We start from the raw sequence: 16929 nt of genomic DNA, 5'->3' as shown, positions 1-16929 counted from the left end.
CTGCCGCTCCGCCCCCCCCCCCGGCCGTGCCCCGCCGGCCCCTCCCGCCCTGCTCCGCGGGTCTCCCACCGACCCCACCCGAAGGGCCTCCTCATGCCTGCCTCCGCCCGTGCGCTGCTCCACGGGGCCCGCGCCACCGGCCGGGTCTGGCGGTCGTTCCCGCCGCCGCCGGCCGACGCCCGTCGCCGGGTCGCCTACGTCGGCTGGTCGGGCAACGGCAACCTCGGGGACGACGCGATGATCGCCGCGCACCGGCTGCTGCTGCCGGGCTGGGACGTCGTCCAGGTGCCCAACCACGCGGGGCTGACCCGGCTCACCGACGCCGCCCTGCGACGGGTCTCGGTGGTCTGCCTGGGCGGCGGCACGCTGGTGCTCAACGGGCACTTCCGGGAGACCCTGGAGCGGCTGCTGCGTGCCGCCCCCGACGCGCCCCGGGTGGTGCTGGGCGTCGGGGTCGAGGACCTGGGGTTCCGGGAGGGGCGCCGGGCGGGGGTCGGTGCCGAGGTCGAGGCCTGGCGCCCGCTGCTCACCCAGTTCGACCGGGTCCGGGTCCGTGGGCCGCTCAGCGCGGGCACGCTGGACTCCACCGGCATCGAGGCCGTGGTGACCGGTGATCCGGCGCTGGCCCTGCCCCCGCAGTCCCCGGCGGCCCACGGCCTGGCGACCGGCACCACGGCGGGCACCCGGGTGGGGGTCAACTTCGGGGTCACCGACGACCTGTGGGGCGGGGACCACGCCGCGTTCCGGGCCACCGTGGTCGCCGCGGTCGGCCGGCTCGTCGCCGCCGGCCACCAGGTCGCCCTGCTGGCCACCACCACCGAGGACCACGCGCACCTCACCCGGGTCGCCGCCGAGTGCCGCGCCGCGGGCACACCCGTCCAGGGCCCGAACGCCGTGACGCTGGCCGCGCTGGACACCGCGCTGGCCGGCTGTGCGGTGGTGGTGGGGGAGAAGCTGCACGCCCTGGTGCTGGCCGCCCGGCTCGGCATCCCCACCCTGGCCCTGGAGTACCGGCCCAAGTGCCGGGACTTCCAGCTCTCGGTCGGGCGGGGGGACCGGGTGCTGCGCACCAGCGACCTGGACGTCGACACCCTCGTCGCGTTCGTCACCGCCGGTCTCGCGGCCGCTCCCACCGAGCGGGCGCCCCTGCGGGCCGCCGTGCAGGAGCGGACCACCGCGCTGGGGCACGCCGCCGAGCAGATGCGGCTGGCCATGGCGGTCGCCGCGTGAGCGCCGCGGTGGGCACCCCCGCGGTGGAACTCGTGCACTGGAACCCGCGCCGCCGGGTCTCCCGGCTGCTGCCGGCCCGGGTCACCCGCCCGGTCGACAACTTCGGTGACCTGCTCGGCCCGCTCGTGGTGCGGGAGCTGCTGCGCCGGTCCGGTCGGGAGCACCCGGTGACCGACGCCCGGCTGCTGTCGATCGGCTCGGTGCTGCACTTCGCCCGGGACGGCGACGTCGTCTGGGGTTCCGGGGTCAACGGCAAGACCCTGGCCGCGCCGGTCACCGCCACCCGGCTGGACGTGCGCGCCGTCCGCGGCCCGCGCACCCGGGCGGTCCTGGCCCAGCACGGCATCGACGCCCCCGAGGTCTACGGCGACCCCGGCCTGCTGGTGGGGGAGCTGTGGCCGCGGGAGTCCTTCGGCGGCCGACCGGCCGGGGTGACCGTGCTGCCCAACCTGCACGACGTCCCGGCGTACCGCCGGCACCCCGGGTTCCTGGACCCCCGCACCCCGGTCCGCCGGGTGCTCGCCCGGATCGCCGCCAGCTCCCTGGTCGTGGGCTCCTCGCTGCACGGGATCGTGGTCGCCGAGAGCCTCGGCGTCCCGGCCCGGCTGGTGCTGCCCCGGGCCGAGCCGCTCTTCAAGTACGAGGACCACTACCTGGGCAGCGGGCGGGACGGCTTCACCCCGGCCGCGACCGTCGCCGAGGCCGTCGCCGCCGGCGGGGAACCGCCGGCCGTGCTCGACCCCGCGCTGCGGACCGCGTTCCCGGTGGACCTGTGGCGGTGACCGGCGGGGAGCTCACCGTCGGCGTGGTCGCCACCGGCGACGCCACCGACCCGGCCGAGCGCTCGGGCACCCCGTACGGCGTCGTCACCGGCCTGCGGGCGCTCGGTGTGCAGGTGCCCGTGGTGCGCGCAGCGCCGCCGGCGGCGCTGGAGCGCGGGCTCGCCCTGCTGACCGGCAGCCCCGCGCCGGATGCGGTCGGGGCGGTCGGCCGGCTGCGCGCCCGTGGCTCCCGCGGGCTGTACGGCGCCCCCGTCGCCGGGCTCCGCGGACTCGTCTCCACCCGGGCGGCACGGGGCGTCCGGGTGGACGCCTGGGTGCAGGTCGGCGCCGGCTTCCGGCTGCGCACGACCGCCCCGGTCGCGGTCTACGACGACATGACCGTCCGGCAGGCCCGGGCGCACGGCTACGGGCACTGGGCCGGTGTCGACGTCGGCACCGTGGAGCGGCGCGCGGCCCTGCAGGGCACCGTCTACCGGGCTGCCCGGGTGTGCTGCACCGAGTCCTCCTGGGCTGCTGCCGCCGTCGCCGCGGAGGCCGCCGTCCCCGCGGACCGGCTGGCCGTCGTCGGCACCGGGACCGATGCGCCGGTGCCGGTCGGTGACCGTGACTGGTCGACCCCCCGCTTCCTGTTCGTGGGGCTGGACTGGCAGCGCAAGAACGGCGACCGGGTGGTCCGGGCCTTCGAGGCCGTCCGTGCGCTGCACCCCGACGCGACGCTGGACGTCGTCGGCGGCCACCCGCCGCTGGCCGTGCCCGGGGTGCGCACCCACGGGGTGCTCCGCCGCGGCGACGCCGGCGACCGGGCCCGGCTGGCCGACCTGTTCGCCCGGGCCACCTGCTTCGTGATGCCCTCGACCTTCGAGCCGGCCGGGATCGTCTTCACCGAGGCCCTCGCGGCCGGACTGCCCGCGATCGCCGGCACCGTCGGCGGGTCGGCCGACCTGGTCGGGGACGCCGGGCGGGTGGTCGACCCCACCGACGACGCCGCGCTCCGCGACGCGATGCGCGCGCTGGCCGACCCGCCGGTCGCGGCCCGGCTCGGTGCCCTGGCCCGGGCCCGCGCACCGCTGTTCACCTGGCGCGCGGTCGCCGCCCGGCTGCTCGCCGCCCTGGCCCTCCCCGCCCCGGACGGCAGGCCACCGACCCCCCTGCCCCTCGTCCTGCCCTCCCCGGAGGAGACCCGTGTCTGACCCCCGACCCGTCCGGGTGCTGCAGTCGGTGCTGCTCGGCGGCGCCCAGCCCAGCTACGCCGACCACGTCGCCGGCCGGCTCGACCCGACCCGGGTGCAGCCGCTGTCGTTCAGCTACCGGACGGCGCTGACCGGCCGCTGGGACGTGCTGCACGTGCACTGGCCGGAGAACCTCGTCCGGCACCGGTCCCGGACCCGCCGGGTGCTGCGGACCGTGCTGTTCGCGCTGCTGCTGGTGCGCATCCGGGTGCTCCGGCCCGTCGTCGTCCGCACCGTGCACAACACCACCCCCCACGAGGGCGGCCGGCCGGTCGAGACGGCCCTGCTGGGCGCGCTGGACCGGGCCGTCACCTGGCACGTCCGGCTCACCGACGAGACCCCGGTGCGCGCCGGCGCGGCCGCGGTGACCATCCCGCACGGGCACTACCGGGCCGAGCTGGGCGACGCCGGCACCCCGGCCGACCCGCGGTGCCTGCTCTTCTTCGGCTACCTCCGCCCCTACAAGGGCCTCGACGTGCTGCTCACCGCCTTCGCCGGCACCACCGACCCGCAGCTCCGGCTGGTCGTGGCCGGCGAGCCCGCGTCGGCCGAGATGCGGGCGCTGGTGACCGACGCGGCCGGCGCAGACCCCCGGGTGACCCCGCACCTGGGCTTCGTCGCCGACGACGCGCTGGCCGCGCTGGTCGGCGGGTCCGCGGTCGTGGTGCTGCCCTACCGGGAGATCCACAACTCCGGCGTCGTGTTCGCCGCCCTGAGCCTGGGCCGTCCGGTGCTCGTGCCGGAGAACCCGGTCACCGCGGCCCTGCGGGCCGAGGTGGGGGAGGAGTGGGTGCGCGGCTTCACCCACCCGCTGACCGCGACCGACCTCACCGACGCCCTCGCCGCGGCCGCCGGCCGCGACCCCGCGGCCACCCCGGACCTCGCCGGCCGCGACTGGTCCACGGTGGCCGAGTCCTACACCGGGGTCTTCACCTCCCGGCCGGTGGCCGCGTGAGCACCGACGTGGTGGTCGCCCTGGTGTCGGACACCTGGACCGACGCGGTGCGCCGCGGCTTCTACTCCACCGCGGACCAGACCCTGACCACGCTGCTGGCCGAGCCCGCGGTGGGCACCGTGCTGGTCGCCGACCACCCGCGCGGCATCGCCTCGCAGGTGCGCCGCCGGCTGGCCGGGGACCGTCCGGCCCCCCGCCGTCCCGGGCTGCGCGGGGTGCGGCCGGTCACCCTGCGCACGCCGCCGCCGCTGGACGAGGCCGCGCTGCGCCGCCGCTACGCCGGGTACGACCGGCAGACCGCCGCGGCCGCACGCTGGCACGGCCTGCGTCGTCCGGCGCTGGTCACGTTCAACCTGTGGCACGCCGCGCACGCCGCCCACGGCTGGGCCGGCACGCGGGTGTTCTACGCCCAGGACGACGAGTCGGCCATCCCCTCGCACGCCCCGCACCGGGCACAGACCCTGGCCGCCTACCGGGCCATCGCCCGCAGCGGGATGGCCGTGGTCGCCGTCTCGGAGGTGCTGCTGGAGCGGATCGACCCCACCGGGCCCGGTCTCGTGGTGCCCAACGGGGTGGACGCCGCCCTCTGGTCGACGCCCCCGCCGCAGCGGACCCCGCACGGGGCCCCGGTCGCGCTCTACGCGGGCACGGTCGACGCCCGGCTGGACCTGGACGCCTTCCGGGCGCTGGCCGCGGACGGGTTCGCCGTCCGCGTCGCCGGGCCGCTGGTGGACGCCGACGTCCGGGCGGCGCTGGCCGCGGTGCCCGGGGTGGAGCTGCTGGGCCCGCGCCCGCGCGCCGAGGTGGTCGGGCTGGCCCAGACCGCCGACGTCTGCGTCCTGGCCCACCACCGCACCCCGCTCACCGAGGCGATGTCCCCGCTCAAGCTGTACGAGTACCTGGCCTCGGGCACCCCCGTCGTCGCCACCCGGCTGCCCGGCAGCGCCGTCGCCGGGGACCGGGTGGTCTGGGTCGAGCCCGGTGGCGACCACGTCGCCGGCGCCCGGGCCGCGCTGGCCCTGGGCCGCCGGGCCGAGACCGACCGGCTCGCCGACGTCGCGGCACTGTCCTGGCGGGCCCGGCACCGGCCGCTGCTGGAGCTGCTCGGCGTCGGTGCGGGGGTGGCCGCGTGAGCACCGCCCCGGACACCGTCGTGCTGCTGGCCTCCACGCCCTACGCCGGGCACCAGCTCTACGACCAGCGCCTGGCCCGCGCCCTGGCCGCCGAGCGTGCCGTGGTCTACGTCGACCCGCCGGTGCCGGTCTTCGGGCTGGGCAAGCCCGGCCCGCCCCCGCCGCACCGCCGGTCGGTGGACGGGGTGACCGTGCTGGCCCCCCGCATGCTGCCCTTCGGCCGGCGCCGCGGGTTGGCCGCCCTCACCGGCCTGTGGGTCGGTCTGCTGGCCCGGCACGCCGGGCGGCGGGCACCGGGGGTGCCGGGCGTGCTGGTCACCTCGGCGCACCCGGTGTCCCTGCGGCTGCTGCGCGGTTGGCGCTCGGAGCTGCTGCTCAAGGACGACTACGTCGCCGGTGCCGCGCTCATCCGCGGTGCCGCCGGCCGGATCGCCCGGCACCGCCGGCAGCTGCTGCGCGGGGTCGACGCGGTCGCCGTGGTCTCCCCGGTGCTCGCCGAGGCTGCCGCCGCGATGGGCGCTCCCGCCGAGGTGCACGTGGTGCCGCCGGGCTGCGACCCCGGTGCCGGGCGGGTCGACGTGGCCGCGCTGCTGGCCGCCGTGCCCGGGCCCCGGGCGGTGTTCATCGGGATGGTCAGCGACCGGATCGACGTCGACCTGCTGGCGGCCACCTGCGCCGCCGGGGTCACCGTCGTCGTCGTCGGCCGGCAGCAGGCCACCTTCAGCCAGCAGGACCGGTGGGCCTGCCTGGTCGCCACCGGCCGGCTGGTGCTGCTCGGCGAGCGCACCCCCGACGTGGTGGCCTCCCTGGTGACGGCCTGTGACGTGGCCCTGGTGCCCTACACGCAGAGCGACTTCAACCGGGCCTGCTTCCCGCTCAAGCTGCTGGAGTACCTCGCGGCCGGCACCCCGGTGGTGGCCTCGGACCTGCCCGCCGTGCGCTGGCTGGACGCCCCGCACGTCCACCTGGTGGACGACGCCGTGGGGCTGCCGGCCGCGCTGGCCGCCGCGCTGGCCGACGCCGCCGACCCGGCCACCGCAGGTCGCTGCCGGGACTTCGCCGCCGACCACACCTGGGCCGACCGGGCCCGCCGCCACGTCGCGCTGTTGGGCGGCTGAGGTGTCCGTCGCAGGAGCGCCCTCAGGCGGTGCGGACCACCGGGGCCGGTGCGCCCGTGCCGTCCATGACGTTGTCGGCGGTGACGGTCACCGAGGCCGGGGCCAGCACCGGGCCGTACTTCGCGTCCGCGGTGAAGGTGTTGCCCGACAGGGTCACCCCCGCGATCGTGGCGTCGCCCCGGACGTTGACCGTGTAGTTGCCCCCGCTCATGCGGTTGCCCGACACCACGACGTCCTGCAGCACGTTGGGCCGCAGCTCGCTGCCCAGCATCACCGAGGCGTTGCCCTGGTCGCCGGTCGTGTAGTTGCGCGGGTCGAGGGTGTTGTTCGTGATCCGGATGCCGATGCCGCTGGTGCTCTGCACCGCGTCGGGGTGCAGCGCGCCCTTGCGGACCATGGCGTGGATCCAGGAGCTGTCCACCGTGGTGTTGCTGCCCACCCGGGCGCCGTCGTTGGTGCCACGGATCTCCACCCGGCGCAGCGTGTAGTTCTGCCAGCCGATCCCGATGTCGACGATGCCCAGTCCGTCGAGCTCGCTGTCCTCGACCACCAGGTTGCGGAAGCTGCCGTTGGTGGCCACGACCATCGTGGTGGCCGAGCCGCCGCAGGTGATCCGGCTGTTGCGGATCACCACGTCGTGGGCGCGCACGGTGATGCAGCCGGTGAGGTCGATCCCGTCGACCACGGTGCCGCTGGTGGTGATCAGCAGGTCCCCGGTCTGCGGGGTGAGGGTGACCCCGGCGGGCACGCCGGTGGTGTCCGGGCCGGCGACGGTCGTGGGGGGTGCGACCGGCTGCGGTGCCGGCGGGACGGCGCGCAGCGTCTTGTCCACCGTGGAGCTGACCGGGCCGTTGGTGAAGCGGGTGCGCACCACGGTCAGCCCGGAGCGGCCGGTGAGGTCGACGGTCGCGGTCGCCCGCCAGGTGCCGGCGTTCTCCAGCACCGTCGTGGTGCTGGCGACGACGGTGCCCCCGACCGCGAAGGACACCGCGGTCAGCCGGGACGAGGAGACCGCGGTCAGCTCGACCCGGGTGGCCGGGACCGGCGCCAGGCTGACCGACCTGCCCTCGTAGGCCACCCACATCGAGGCCGCGTCGGCCCGCTGCAGCGGCAGCGCCGACAGCACGGCGACGACGGCCAGCAGCAGGGTCAGCGCGCTGCCCGCCCACCGCGCGCCGCGACCGACGGTGCGGGACGAGAGGTGGCGGGACCCGGCTCCGGAACTCATGAGCTGAGGGTGAGCTACCAGAGACCCTCTGTAACCGCCCGGTCGGGTGAAGTCGTGTTGCGACTGCGTCACACCCCCGTTCCACCCGAGGAGAGCACCCCGTGACCGCACCCCGCCCCCTGGCCTCCGTCGTCGTGCCCGCGCACGACGAGGCCCGGGTGATCGACCGCTGCCTGGGCGCCCTGCTCGAGGGCGCGGCACCCGGGGAGTTCGAGGTCGTGGTGGTCGCCAACGGCTGCTCCGACGACACCGCTTCCCGGGCCCGCCGGCACGGGCCCGACGTCACGGTGCTGGAGCTGCCGGCCGCCGGCAAGACCGGTGCGCTCAACGCCGGGGACGACGCCGCGGTCGCCTTCCCCCGGGTCTACCTGGACGCCGACGTAGAGCTGGGCACCGCCGCGGCCCGGGCCGTCGTCGGTGAGCTGACCGGCGACACGGTGCAGGTCGCCGGCGCCCGGCCCACCCCGGACCTGGCCGGCTGCTCGGTGTGGGTGCGCGCCTACACCCGGGTCTGGGCGGCACTGCCGGTGCTGCAGGACCGGTACGTCGGCTCGGGGGTCTTCGCGGTCTCGGCTGCCGGGCACCGGCGGCTGGCCCCGTTCCCGCCGGTGGTGGCCGACGACCTGTGGGCCCGGCGGGTGTTCGCACCGGCCGAGCGGGCCACCGCCGACGTCGGGTTCACCACGCACCCGCCACGCGGGCTGGTCGACCTGCTCCGCCGGCTGGTGCGGGTGCGGGCGGGCAACGTGCAGCTGGAGTCGGGGTCGCCGGGTGTGGCGCTGGCGGGCGGTGAGGGGCCGCGCGGGGTGCGCGGTCTGCTCGCCACCCCCGGTGTCGCCGTCGGTGACCGGCTGGTCTTCGTGGGGGTCTCGGTGCTGGTCCGGGTCGCAGCGTGGGTGCGGGTGCGGCGTGGCCGCACCGCGGTGTGGAGCCGGGACGAGTCGTCCCGGGTGGCCGCGTGAGCGCCCTCGACCCGTCCCGGGTCAGCGTGCTGGTGGTCGGCTACGGATCGCCGGAGTGGCTGGACCGCTGCCTCACCACGGTCGCCGAGGTGCTGCCGCCCGAGGTGCAGGTGGTCGTGGTCGACAACGCCTCGGACCCGCCGCTGGCCCCGGTGCTGCGCCCGCACCTGGACCGGGTGACCGCGCTGCGCTCGGAGGTCAACACCGGGTTCGGCCGGGCCGCCAACCGGGCCCGCCGGCTCCTCACCGGCGAGCTCCTGCTGCTGCTCAACCCCGACGCGCTGCTGCGACCGGGTGCCCTGGAGGCCCTGGTCGCCCACCTGGACGCCGACCCGCGCCGGGGCATCGTCACCGGTCGCCTGGAGCGCCCGGACGGCTCGCTGGACCCCTACTCGGCGCTGGGCCGCCCGACGCTGTGGAGCGAGGTCTGCTTCGGAACGGGCCTGTCGACGGCGTTCCCGCGCTCGGCCTGGGCCAACACCTTCGACCTGCACGGCTGGGCCCGGGACTCCGAGCGCGACATCGGGGTGGTGTCGGGCTGCGTGCTGCTGGTCCGCGCCTCGCTCTACGACGCGCTCGGCGGCTTCGACCCGCGCTACTTCATGTACGGCGAGGACGTCGACCTGAGCACCCGGGCCGGCGAGCTGGGGTCCCGGCGTTCCTTCCTGCCGATCGTGGTGGCCACCCACGCCGGCGGGGCGTCGTCGTCCTCGGCCGAGAAGACGGTGATGGTGCTGCGCGGCAAGGCCACGCTGCACGCCCGGCACCCGCGCGCGGTGCGCCGGGCGGTCTCCACCCTGCTGCTGCACACCGGGGTGGGGCTGCGCGCCCTGCTGGAGGGGCGACGGCCGGTGGCCGACCGGGTGTGGCGGGCGGCGTGGTCCCGCCGGTCCGAGTGGCGCAGCGGCTGGGCGCCGGTGCCGGCCGACGTGGACGCCGACCTTGAGCTGACCCCGGTGACGGCGTGAGCTCAGCCGACCTCGTTGAGCGTCCAGTCCTCCCCGGACCCGGCCATGGACTCGCCCTCGAACAGCACACCGGCCGGGGCCTGGGCCGGGCCGTAGCGGCTGTCCGGTCCGTAGACGTTGTCCCGGAAGACCACGTCGTCCAGGGTCGCGTCCTGCCGGACGTTGACGGTGTAGTTGCCGCCGTTGAACCAGTTGCCCTCGACCAGCACCCGCTCCAGGCGGCGGGAGCCGGTCTCGCTGCCCAGCATCACCGCGGCGTTGTTCAGGTCGCCGGTGTCGCGGGCGTAGACGTCCAGGGTGTTGCCGCGGACGACGATGTCGCTGCCCTGGGTGGCCTGCACGCAGTCGGGGTGCAGGTCGCCCTGGCGGGTCATGTCGTGGATCCAGGAGCGCTCGACGGTCACGTCGTCACCGAGCCGGACGCCGTCGTTGGTGCCGTGGACCTCGACCCGCAGCAGCGTGTAGTCGTTCCAGCCCACCCCGATGTCCGCGGTGCCCAGGCCGTCGATCTCGGTGTCGCGCACCAGCAGTCCGGTGACCCCGTCGCCGACCTGGACGACGTTGGCGGTCTCCGGGTCGCCGCACCGGATGCGGGTGTTCTGGATGGTCACGTCGGAGGCGAGCACCTGCACGCAGCCGTCCACGTCCAGCCCGTCGACGACCTCGCCGGCCTCGGTGAGGACCAGGTCGCCGCTCGGCCGCAGCGTGACACCGGCGGGCACACCGGTGTTGTCCGGCCCCGGCGGCTGCGTGTCGTCCGGCTCGCCGACCGCGGCCGACGCGGTGGGCCGGACGTAGTCGGTGTCGGTCCCGGCGGCGCACCCGGCCAGCAGCAGCACGGTCGTCGGCGCGGCGAGGAGGGCCACGGCGCGGCGGAGGCTCAGCACCCGGTCGACGGTGGCACGCCCGAGGGCCTCCCGGGTGTGACCTTGCACTCCGTGTCGGTCCGACGACGGTCGGTGGTGGCCCGGTGGACCTGACCGAGGTGGTGGCCGGCTGTCTGCGGCGCTGGTACGTGCCGCTGGTCGTCGTCCCGCTCTTCGTGCTGCTCGCCGGACACCTGGCCCAGGGCGCCCAGCCGTCCTGGACGGCGACCGCGACGCTGGTCGTCGTCCCCTCACCGGGGCTGGCCGTGGCCCGCGACCCCGCCGTCGGCGAGGACGGACCGGGCGACACCAACCCGTTCGGCTCCCCGGCGACCCTGGCCCTGCTGGTCAGCCGCACCGTCGACGTCGGCGACCGCGGGATGGACCTGCCCGCCGGCGCCACGACCTCGGCCAGCTGGGACGGTCTGCGGCCCAGCCTGGTGCTGCTCTCGGCCACCGCGGCCGACCCGGCCGGCGCCCGGACCGCCCTGGCCGCGGCCCGGGACGCCGCCACCGCGGCGCTGGCCGACCTCCAGGACCGGCAGGGCGTCGGTGCCGACGCCGCCTTCCTGGCCGTCTCCGGGTCCGGCCCGGACGCACCCGGTCTCGACCGGCCCGCCCGCACCCGGATGGCCGTCGTCGTGGTCGCCGCCGGGGGACTGGCCGCGGTCACCGTCGCCGTCGCCCTGGACACCGCCCTGATCCGCCGCCGCAGCACCTCCACCCCCGACCGAGGAGTGCCCCAGTGAGAAGCCTCAACCGGCTCCGCCTGCTCCGCTCCGCCCTGCAGGGGGCCAAGCGGCAGTACTACAACCGCGTCTGGGGGATGCACATCGACCCCACGGCGATGTTCTCCCTGTCGGCCTACTTCGACCGCACCTACCCGCGCGGGGTGCACGTCGGCCCGGACAGCTACGTCGCGATCGGGGCCACCGTGCTCTGCCACGACCGCACCCGCGGGATCAAGGCCGACACCGTCGTCGGCCGCAACTGCTTTGTCGGCGCCCGCAGCATGCTGCTGCCCGGGGTGACCGTCGGCGACGGCAGCATCGTGGCCGCCGGCGCCGTGGTGACCAAGGACGTGCCGCCGGGCACGATCGTGGCCGGCAACCCGGCGGTGGTCATCCGCCGGGACATCGAGGTCGGCCGGTACGGCCGGTTCCTGTCCGCCGACGCCCCCCGGGTCGCGGGGCCGCGGGAGTGACCGCGCTCCTGCCGGCCCCGGCCCGCCGCGCCCGGGGCAGTCACCGGCGCTCGCTGGAGGACCGGCTCACCCCGCCGCCGGGCGCCGGCCCGCCCGCGGCGCTGGCCGCGGTGTTCTGCGCGCTGTTGTTCGTCTTCCCCAGCGAGGTGGTGCTGGCCGGGCCGCTGAAGTCCAACGGGTCCCCGGGGCGGCTGCTCGGCTTCGCCGCGCTGGCCCTGGTCGCCCTGGGCCTGGTCCGCGGGCGGAGCCGTCCGGCCACCCCGCGCCGGGTCGACCCGGTCGTCGTCCTGCTGCTGCTCTTCCTGGCCCAGGCGCTGTTCTCCTACGGCGTCGAGGCCGGCCGGACCCTCAGTGCCACGGCCTCGGCGACCAGCCTGCGTTACGCGCTGGTGCTCACCGCCGGCGTCGGCATCGCCCTGCTCGTCGCGGTCGCTGTCACCGACCTCGCCGGGGCCCGGCGCCTGCTGGGCTGGCTGCTGGCCGGCAGCGTGCTCAACGCCGGCGTCGGCCTCGTCCAGGCGGTCGGGGCCGACCTGTCCTGGGCCGACGTGGTCCGGGTCCCCGGCATGGCGTTCACCTCCAACCCCGGGGTGCTGCGCGAGCGGCTGGACTTCGTCCGGGTGCTGGGCACCACCTCGCACCCCATCGAGTTCGCCGTCTGCCTGGCCGTCACCCTGCCCCTGGCGATCCACCTGGCCCGCTTCGCCACCACCCCCGGCCGGCGGGTGGCCAGCGCGGCGGCGGCCGGGGTGATCGCCCTGGCGACCCCGTTCGCGCTGAGCCGCTCCGGGCTGCTGTGCATCGCGGTCGGGCTGCTGCTCTACGTGCCCTTCGCCACCCGGGCCCAGCGGTGGTCGGTGCTGGCCGGGGCACTGCTGGCCCCCGCGCTCGCGGTGCTCGCCGTCCCGCGGGTGGTCGACGCCTTCGTCGAGCTGTTCAGCGGGGTGGCCACCGACGCCGCGGCCGCCGACGACAGCATCTCCGGCCGGCTCGCCGACTACGTCGGTGTCCAGCGGGTGTTCGCCGAGAGCCCCTGGCTGGGCGGTGTGCTCACCAGCGGGGACGGCGTGCTGGACAACCAGTGGCTGGGCTTCCTGGTGCGCGGCGGGGTGGTGTCGGTGCTCGGGTTCCTCGCCCTGCTCCTGGTCCCCTCGGTCTGCGCGGTGGTCGCGGCCCGCCGACGGCCCCGGGACGACGAGCGCGCCAGCCTCGCCGGGGCCCTGCTCGCCGGCCTGGTCGCCTCCGGGGTGGCCGCCTACACCTTCGACACCCTCGCCTTCCAGCAGAGCGCGCTGCTGGTCTTCGTCCTGGTCGGGCTGACCTCCGTCGTCGTCCGCAGCTCCTGGGGACCCACCCCCGATCCCGCACCCCCCACTCCGATCCCGAAGGCAGGGGACCTGTGACCTTCTCCGACGTCCTGCGCGCGTGCGCCCGACGCTGGTACGTGCTCGTCGTGGTCCTGGCGCTGGCGGCGGCCGGTGCCGTGCAGGCCCACCGCGAGTCCCGACCCGAGTACACCGTCACCGCCTCGCTGGTGGTGCTGCCCTCCCCGTCGCTGGTCGCCGCCCGGCTGCCCACCTCGGGCAGCGGTGGCCTGACCACCAACCCGTTCAACGCCCAGACCGGTGGCTCCACGCTGGCCGCGGTGCTCGCCGACGCGCTGAACACCGCCACCGTCCAGGACGAGGTGCTCACCGGCGGGTCCGGCCGGGCCAGCGCGCTGTGGGACTCCCAGGCGGCGCAGCTGGTCGGGCTGACCACGGTCAGCGACACCCCGGAGGGCGCCACCGACCTGATGGTCGCCCTCGTCGAGGGCGCCGGCACCGTGGTCGAGCGGGTGCAGCTGGAGGCCGGTGCCCCGGCCGACCAGCTGTTCACCACCGCCGTGGGCTCCCCGGCGGACTACCCGCTGCGCGACTACCCCGACCGGCTGCGCTCGGTGGTCGGCCTCGCGCTGGCCGGGCTGGTGGTCGCCGTGCTGGCCGCGGTGCTGCTGGACCGGCTGGTGCTCGCCGCGGTGCGGGTGCGCGGCCGGCGCCGCCGCCGGCGGGCGGCCCGGGCCGAGGAGCCCGCCGCGTGACCGGCGTGGGGACCGCACCCGTGCCGCCCGGGGACCTCCGGGGCCGGACGGTCACCTCCGCCCTGTGGGTCGCCGCCGACAAGTGGGTCAACCGGCTGGCCTCGCTGCTGGTCTTCGCCGTCATCGGCCGGCTGCTCGACCCGGCCGAGATCGGTGTCGCCGCGCTGGCCGCGACCTTCGTGGCGCTGTTCCAGGTGCTCGCCGAGCAGGGGTTCTCCGACGCCCTCGTCCAGCGCCGCGACCTGGACCGGGAGCACCCCGAGGCCGCGTTCTGGGTGTCGCTGGGCAGCGCCGTCGTCCTGGCCGCGGCCCTGGCCGCCTGCGCCGGGCCGATCGCCGCGGCACTGGACGCCCCGCAGCTGGCCCCGGTGCTGCAGGTGCTGTGCCTGACGCTCGTGCTGTCCGCGCTCAGCCTCACCCCGGCCGCGCTGCTGCAGCGCGACTTCGGCTTCAAGCGGCTCACCCAGCGGCGGGTGACCGCGAACCTGCTCGGCGGGGTGGTCGGCGTGGTCGCCGCGGTGCTCGGTGCCGGGGTGTGGGCGATCGTGGCCCAGAGCCTGACCTCGGCGGTCGTCGGCGTCCTGGTGCTGTGGACCGTACTGCCCTGGCGCCCGCGGCTGCGGGTCAGCCGCGCCGCCGTGCGGGACCTGCGCGGGGTGGGCACCAGCGTGATCGGCATCCAGCTCTTCGCGTTCCTCAACGCCCAGGCCGACAAGTTCGTCATCGGCGCGGTGATCAGCCCCGCGGCCCTGGGCTACTACTACATCGGCACCCGGATCATCAGCATCCTGTCCGACGTCCAGACCGCGGTGATCCAGAGCGTCTCGCTCACCGCGCTGTCCCGGGTGCAGGACGACGCGCCGCGCTTCCGCCGGGCCTTCCTCTCCCTCACCGGGGCCTCGGCGGCGATCGGGGTGCTCACCTACGCCACGTTCGCCGCCCTGGCGCCCGTCGTCGTCCCGCTGGTGTTCGGCGACCAGTGGGGCCCCAGCGTGCTGATCACCCAGGTGCTCTGCGCCATGGGGGCGCTCAACAGCGTGCTCGTGTTCGACCGCACCGCGCTCATCGCGGTCGGCCGCTCCAAGCTGGCGCTGCTGGTCACCGCGGTGCAGTGCGTGGTGGGCGTGGTCGCCGTCGTGGTGGCCGTGCCGTTCGGCATCCTCGCCGTGGCGGTCGCGGTGACCGTGCGCCAGTACCTGGTCTGGCCGCTGCGCCTGCGCGCCCTGCACCGCGCCCTGGGCCTGCCGGTGTGGGCCTACCTGCGGCAGTGGCTCGCCCCGGCCGCCGCGGGGCTGCTCGTGTTCGGGGTGCTCACCGGGCTGCTGGCGGTGCTGCCGACGTGGGAGGGCACCTGGCCGCGGGTCGGCGTCGTGCTGGGCGGTGGCGTGCTGGCCGTCGGGCTGTACCTCGCCGCGGGTGCGGTGCTCTTCCGCGGCACCCTGCGCGAGCTGGTCGGCGTGCTCCGCGGACGGCGGACGTCGTGATCCTCGACTCCGGACAGTGTTCGAACTGTGACACAGCGTTCACCATGCACCTGTTCTCTTCCCGTCCCCGGTGGTCCAGGGTGGGGGAGCCGCACAGCGTCGTCGGCACCGTCACGGGGGATCGGCAACGGGGGACGACCCACCGACGGAGGACTCTGTGACGACGACCCGCAGCACCACCCCAGGCCGTACGGCCACCCCGGACCCGGCGTTCGCCGCTGCCGCCCGCCGCTGGCGGGTGGGTCGCACCCGGGGGTCGGGCACCGAGGCGCGCCGCGCCTGGCGGGCCCGCTACGTGCGCAGCCTGGTCGCCGCCGACCTGCTCTGCGCCGCCGTCGGCGCGGTCGTCGGGCACGCGGTGCGCTTCGACCCCACGGTCGCCGGACTGGTCACCGCGGCCCCGACCTGGTCGGTGCTGGTGCTCCCGTTCGCCTGGATGGTCGCCATGCTGCTGTCCCGCAGCTACGAGGAGCGCTTCCTCTGGGCCGGCGCGGAGGAGTTCCGGCGGGTCTTCGTGGCCGCGCTGGTGCTGCTGGCCGGGGTGGCCACCGTGTCCTGGGCGTTCCGGCTGGAGGTCGCCCGCGGCTTCGTCGTCGTCGCCATCCCGCTGGCCACCGTGCTGACCCTCGTCGTCCGGTACTCGGTGCGCAGCTGGCTGCACGGCCAGCGCGACCGCGGCCGCTACCTGCAGACCACCCTGCTGGTCGGGCACCGGGCCGGGGTGGCCGCACTGCACGAGCAGATCGACCGGGAGCGCTACCAGGGCTACGACGTGGTCGGCTGCTGCCTGCCCGGGTCCGGACCGGTCAGCGCCTTCGACGGGCTGCCGGTGCTCGGCGGGCTCGACGAGGTGGTCGCCGTGGTCGAGCGCTACGAGGTGGACACCGTCGCGGTGCTGCCCAGCCCCGAGCTCGACGGCGGCGCGCTGCGCCGGCTGGGCTGGGACCTGGAGAAGACCCGCGCCGAGCTGCTGCTGGCCCCCGCGGTCACCGAGATCGTCGGCCCCCGGGTGAACATCCGGCCGGTCTGCGGGCTGCCGCTCATGCACGTCGAGCGCCCCGAGCTGCGGGGTGTCCGGCGGCTGACCAAGGTGGCCGTCGACCGCACCGTGGCGCTGGTGGTGCTGCTGCTGGGCTCCCCGGCCCTGCTCGCCGTCGCCGCGGCGGTCGCGCTCACCAGCCCCGGCCCGGTGTTCTACCGGCAGCAGCGGGTCGGTCAGGACGGCCGCACCTTCTCGATGCTCAAGTTCCGCAGCATGGTCGTGGACGCCGAGGCGCGGCTGGACGTGCTGCAGGCCGCCAGCGAGGGCAACGGCGTGCTGTTCAAGATGCGCGGGGACCCGCGCGTCACCCGGGTGGGCCGGGTGCTGCGGCGCTACTCGCTGGACGAGCTGCCCCAGCTGCTCAACGTGCTCGGGGGCCAGATGTCGCTGGTCGGCCCGCGCCCGCCGCTGCCCTCCGAGGTCGAGAAGTACGGCTTCGACATGCACCGACGGTTCCTGGTCAAGCCCGGCATCACCGGGCTCTGGCAGATCAGTGGACGATCGGACCTGTCGTGGGACGACTCGGTGCGCATCGACGTCCGGTACGTGGAGAACTGGTCGCTGATGTTCGACCTGATGATCCTGTGGAAGACCGTGGGCGCCGTCGTCCGCGGCTCCGGGGCCTACTGAACCGCCGCACGACAGACT

At 76.2% G+C, this 16929-nt stretch carries 16 protein-coding genes; 14 read left to right on the top strand and 2 right to left on the bottom strand.

The annotated features are described in order from the left end of the window. Positions 1-93: 93 nt before the first annotated feature. The 6 genes from ASG36_RS01450 to ASG36_RS01425 are packed head-to-tail and all read left to right on the top strand — an operon-like array spanning position 94 to position 6447. On the top strand, positions 94-1230 hold the full coding sequence (locus ASG36_RS01450) for a polysaccharide pyruvyl transferase family protein (protein WP_055758482.1): 1137 nt from the start codon (positions 94-96) through the stop codon (positions 1228-1230). Beyond that, positions 1227-2012 carry a polysaccharide pyruvyl transferase family protein gene (locus tag ASG36_RS01445; RefSeq protein ID WP_055758479.1) on the top strand — a complete coding sequence of 262 codons (786 nt, stop codon included), beginning with the start codon at positions 1227-1229 and terminating at the stop codon, positions 2010-2012. The genes ASG36_RS01450 and ASG36_RS01445 overlap by 4 nt, the downstream gene beginning before the upstream one ends. Further along, positions 2009-3202: a glycosyltransferase family 4 protein gene (locus ASG36_RS01440; RefSeq protein WP_157498496.1), complete on the top strand. Its 1194-nt coding sequence runs from the start codon at positions 2009-2011 to the stop codon at positions 3200-3202. The genes ASG36_RS01445 and ASG36_RS01440 overlap by 4 nt, the downstream gene beginning before the upstream one ends. Then, positions 3195-4196: a glycosyltransferase gene (locus ASG36_RS01435; RefSeq protein ID WP_157498494.1), complete on the top strand. Its 1002-nt coding sequence runs from the start codon at positions 3195-3197 to the stop codon at positions 4194-4196. Before ASG36_RS01440 ends, ASG36_RS01435 begins: the two co-directional genes overlap by 8 nt. Then, the gene (locus tag ASG36_RS01430) at positions 4193-5329 is read left to right on the top strand and encodes a glycosyltransferase (protein ID WP_055758471.1); all 1137 of its coding nucleotides are present in this window, start codon (positions 4193-4195) and stop codon (positions 5327-5329) included. Before ASG36_RS01435 ends, ASG36_RS01430 begins: the two co-directional genes overlap by 4 nt. Beyond that, positions 5326-6447, top strand: coding sequence for a glycosyltransferase (locus ASG36_RS01425; RefSeq protein ID WP_055758468.1), 1122 nt, complete (start codon positions 5326-5328; stop codon positions 6445-6447). Before ASG36_RS01430 ends, ASG36_RS01425 begins: the two co-directional genes overlap by 4 nt. Positions 6448-6469: 22 nt before the next feature. Here ASG36_RS01425 and ASG36_RS01420 read toward each other — a convergent pair whose 3' ends face one another. Continuing rightward, complete coding sequence (locus ASG36_RS01420; RefSeq protein WP_055758465.1) at positions 6470-7675, bottom strand: hypothetical protein; 1206 nt, start codon at positions 7673-7675, stop codon at positions 6470-6472. Between the two features lie 101 nt (positions 7676-7776). On the opposite strand from ASG36_RS01420, the gene ASG36_RS01415 reads away from it, so the two are divergent. Beyond that, a complete protein-coding gene (locus ASG36_RS01415) occupies positions 7777-8637 on the top strand; it encodes a glycosyltransferase family 2 protein (protein WP_082522706.1) in 861 nt (286 codons plus the stop codon). After that, positions 8634-9605, top strand: a complete 972-nt coding sequence (locus tag ASG36_RS01410; protein ID WP_055758462.1) for a glycosyltransferase — start codon at positions 8634-8636, stop codon at positions 9603-9605. The genes ASG36_RS01415 and ASG36_RS01410 overlap by 4 nt, the downstream gene beginning before the upstream one ends. Before the next feature lie 2 nt (positions 9606-9607). On the opposite strand, the gene ASG36_RS01405 is transcribed toward ASG36_RS01410, so the two are convergent. Next, positions 9608-10492, bottom strand: a complete 885-nt coding sequence (locus ASG36_RS01405) for a hypothetical protein (protein WP_157498492.1) — start codon at positions 10490-10492, stop codon at positions 9608-9610. Positions 10493-10575: 83 nt separating this feature from the next. Between ASG36_RS01405 and ASG36_RS01400 the strand changes: the two genes are divergently transcribed. The 6 genes from ASG36_RS01400 (at position 10576) to ASG36_RS01375 (ending at position 16911) form a co-directional block, all read left to right on the top strand. Next, positions 10576-11220 carry a hypothetical protein gene (locus ASG36_RS01400; RefSeq protein ID WP_055758456.1) on the top strand — a complete coding sequence of 215 codons (645 nt, stop codon included), beginning with the start codon at positions 10576-10578 and terminating at the stop codon, positions 11218-11220. After that, positions 11217-11675, top strand: coding sequence for a DapH/DapD/GlmU-related protein (locus ASG36_RS01395; RefSeq protein WP_055758453.1), 459 nt, complete (start codon positions 11217-11219; stop codon positions 11673-11675). Before ASG36_RS01400 ends, ASG36_RS01395 begins: the two co-directional genes overlap by 4 nt. Further along, the gene (locus ASG36_RS01390) at positions 11672-13078 is read left to right on the top strand and encodes a hypothetical protein (RefSeq protein ID WP_055758450.1); all 1407 of its coding nucleotides are present in this window, start codon (positions 11672-11674) and stop codon (positions 13076-13078) included. The genes ASG36_RS01395 and ASG36_RS01390 overlap by 4 nt, the downstream gene beginning before the upstream one ends. Further along, positions 13075-13755: a hypothetical protein gene (locus tag ASG36_RS01385; RefSeq protein WP_055758449.1), complete on the top strand. Its 681-nt coding sequence runs from the start codon at positions 13075-13077 to the stop codon at positions 13753-13755. The genes ASG36_RS01390 and ASG36_RS01385 overlap by 4 nt, the downstream gene beginning before the upstream one ends. Beyond that, a complete protein-coding gene (locus ASG36_RS01380; protein ID WP_055758445.1) occupies positions 13752-15239 on the top strand; it encodes a lipopolysaccharide biosynthesis protein in 1488 nt (495 codons plus the stop codon). Before ASG36_RS01385 ends, ASG36_RS01380 begins: the two co-directional genes overlap by 4 nt. 157 nt (positions 15240-15396) lie before the next feature. Next, positions 15397-16911 carry a sugar transferase gene (locus ASG36_RS01375; RefSeq protein WP_055758442.1) on the top strand — a complete coding sequence of 505 codons (1515 nt, stop codon included), beginning with the start codon at positions 15397-15399 and terminating at the stop codon, positions 16909-16911. The last annotated feature ends 18 nt before the right edge of the window (positions 16912-16929 follow it).

The organism is Geodermatophilus sp. Leaf369, from assembly GCF_001424455.1.
GTDB lineage: Bacteria > Actinomycetota > Actinomycetes > Mycobacteriales > Geodermatophilaceae > Klenkia.
The sequence above is the reverse complement of the archived record's forward strand: the minus strand, read 5'-3'. Positions and strand labels throughout refer to the sequence as shown.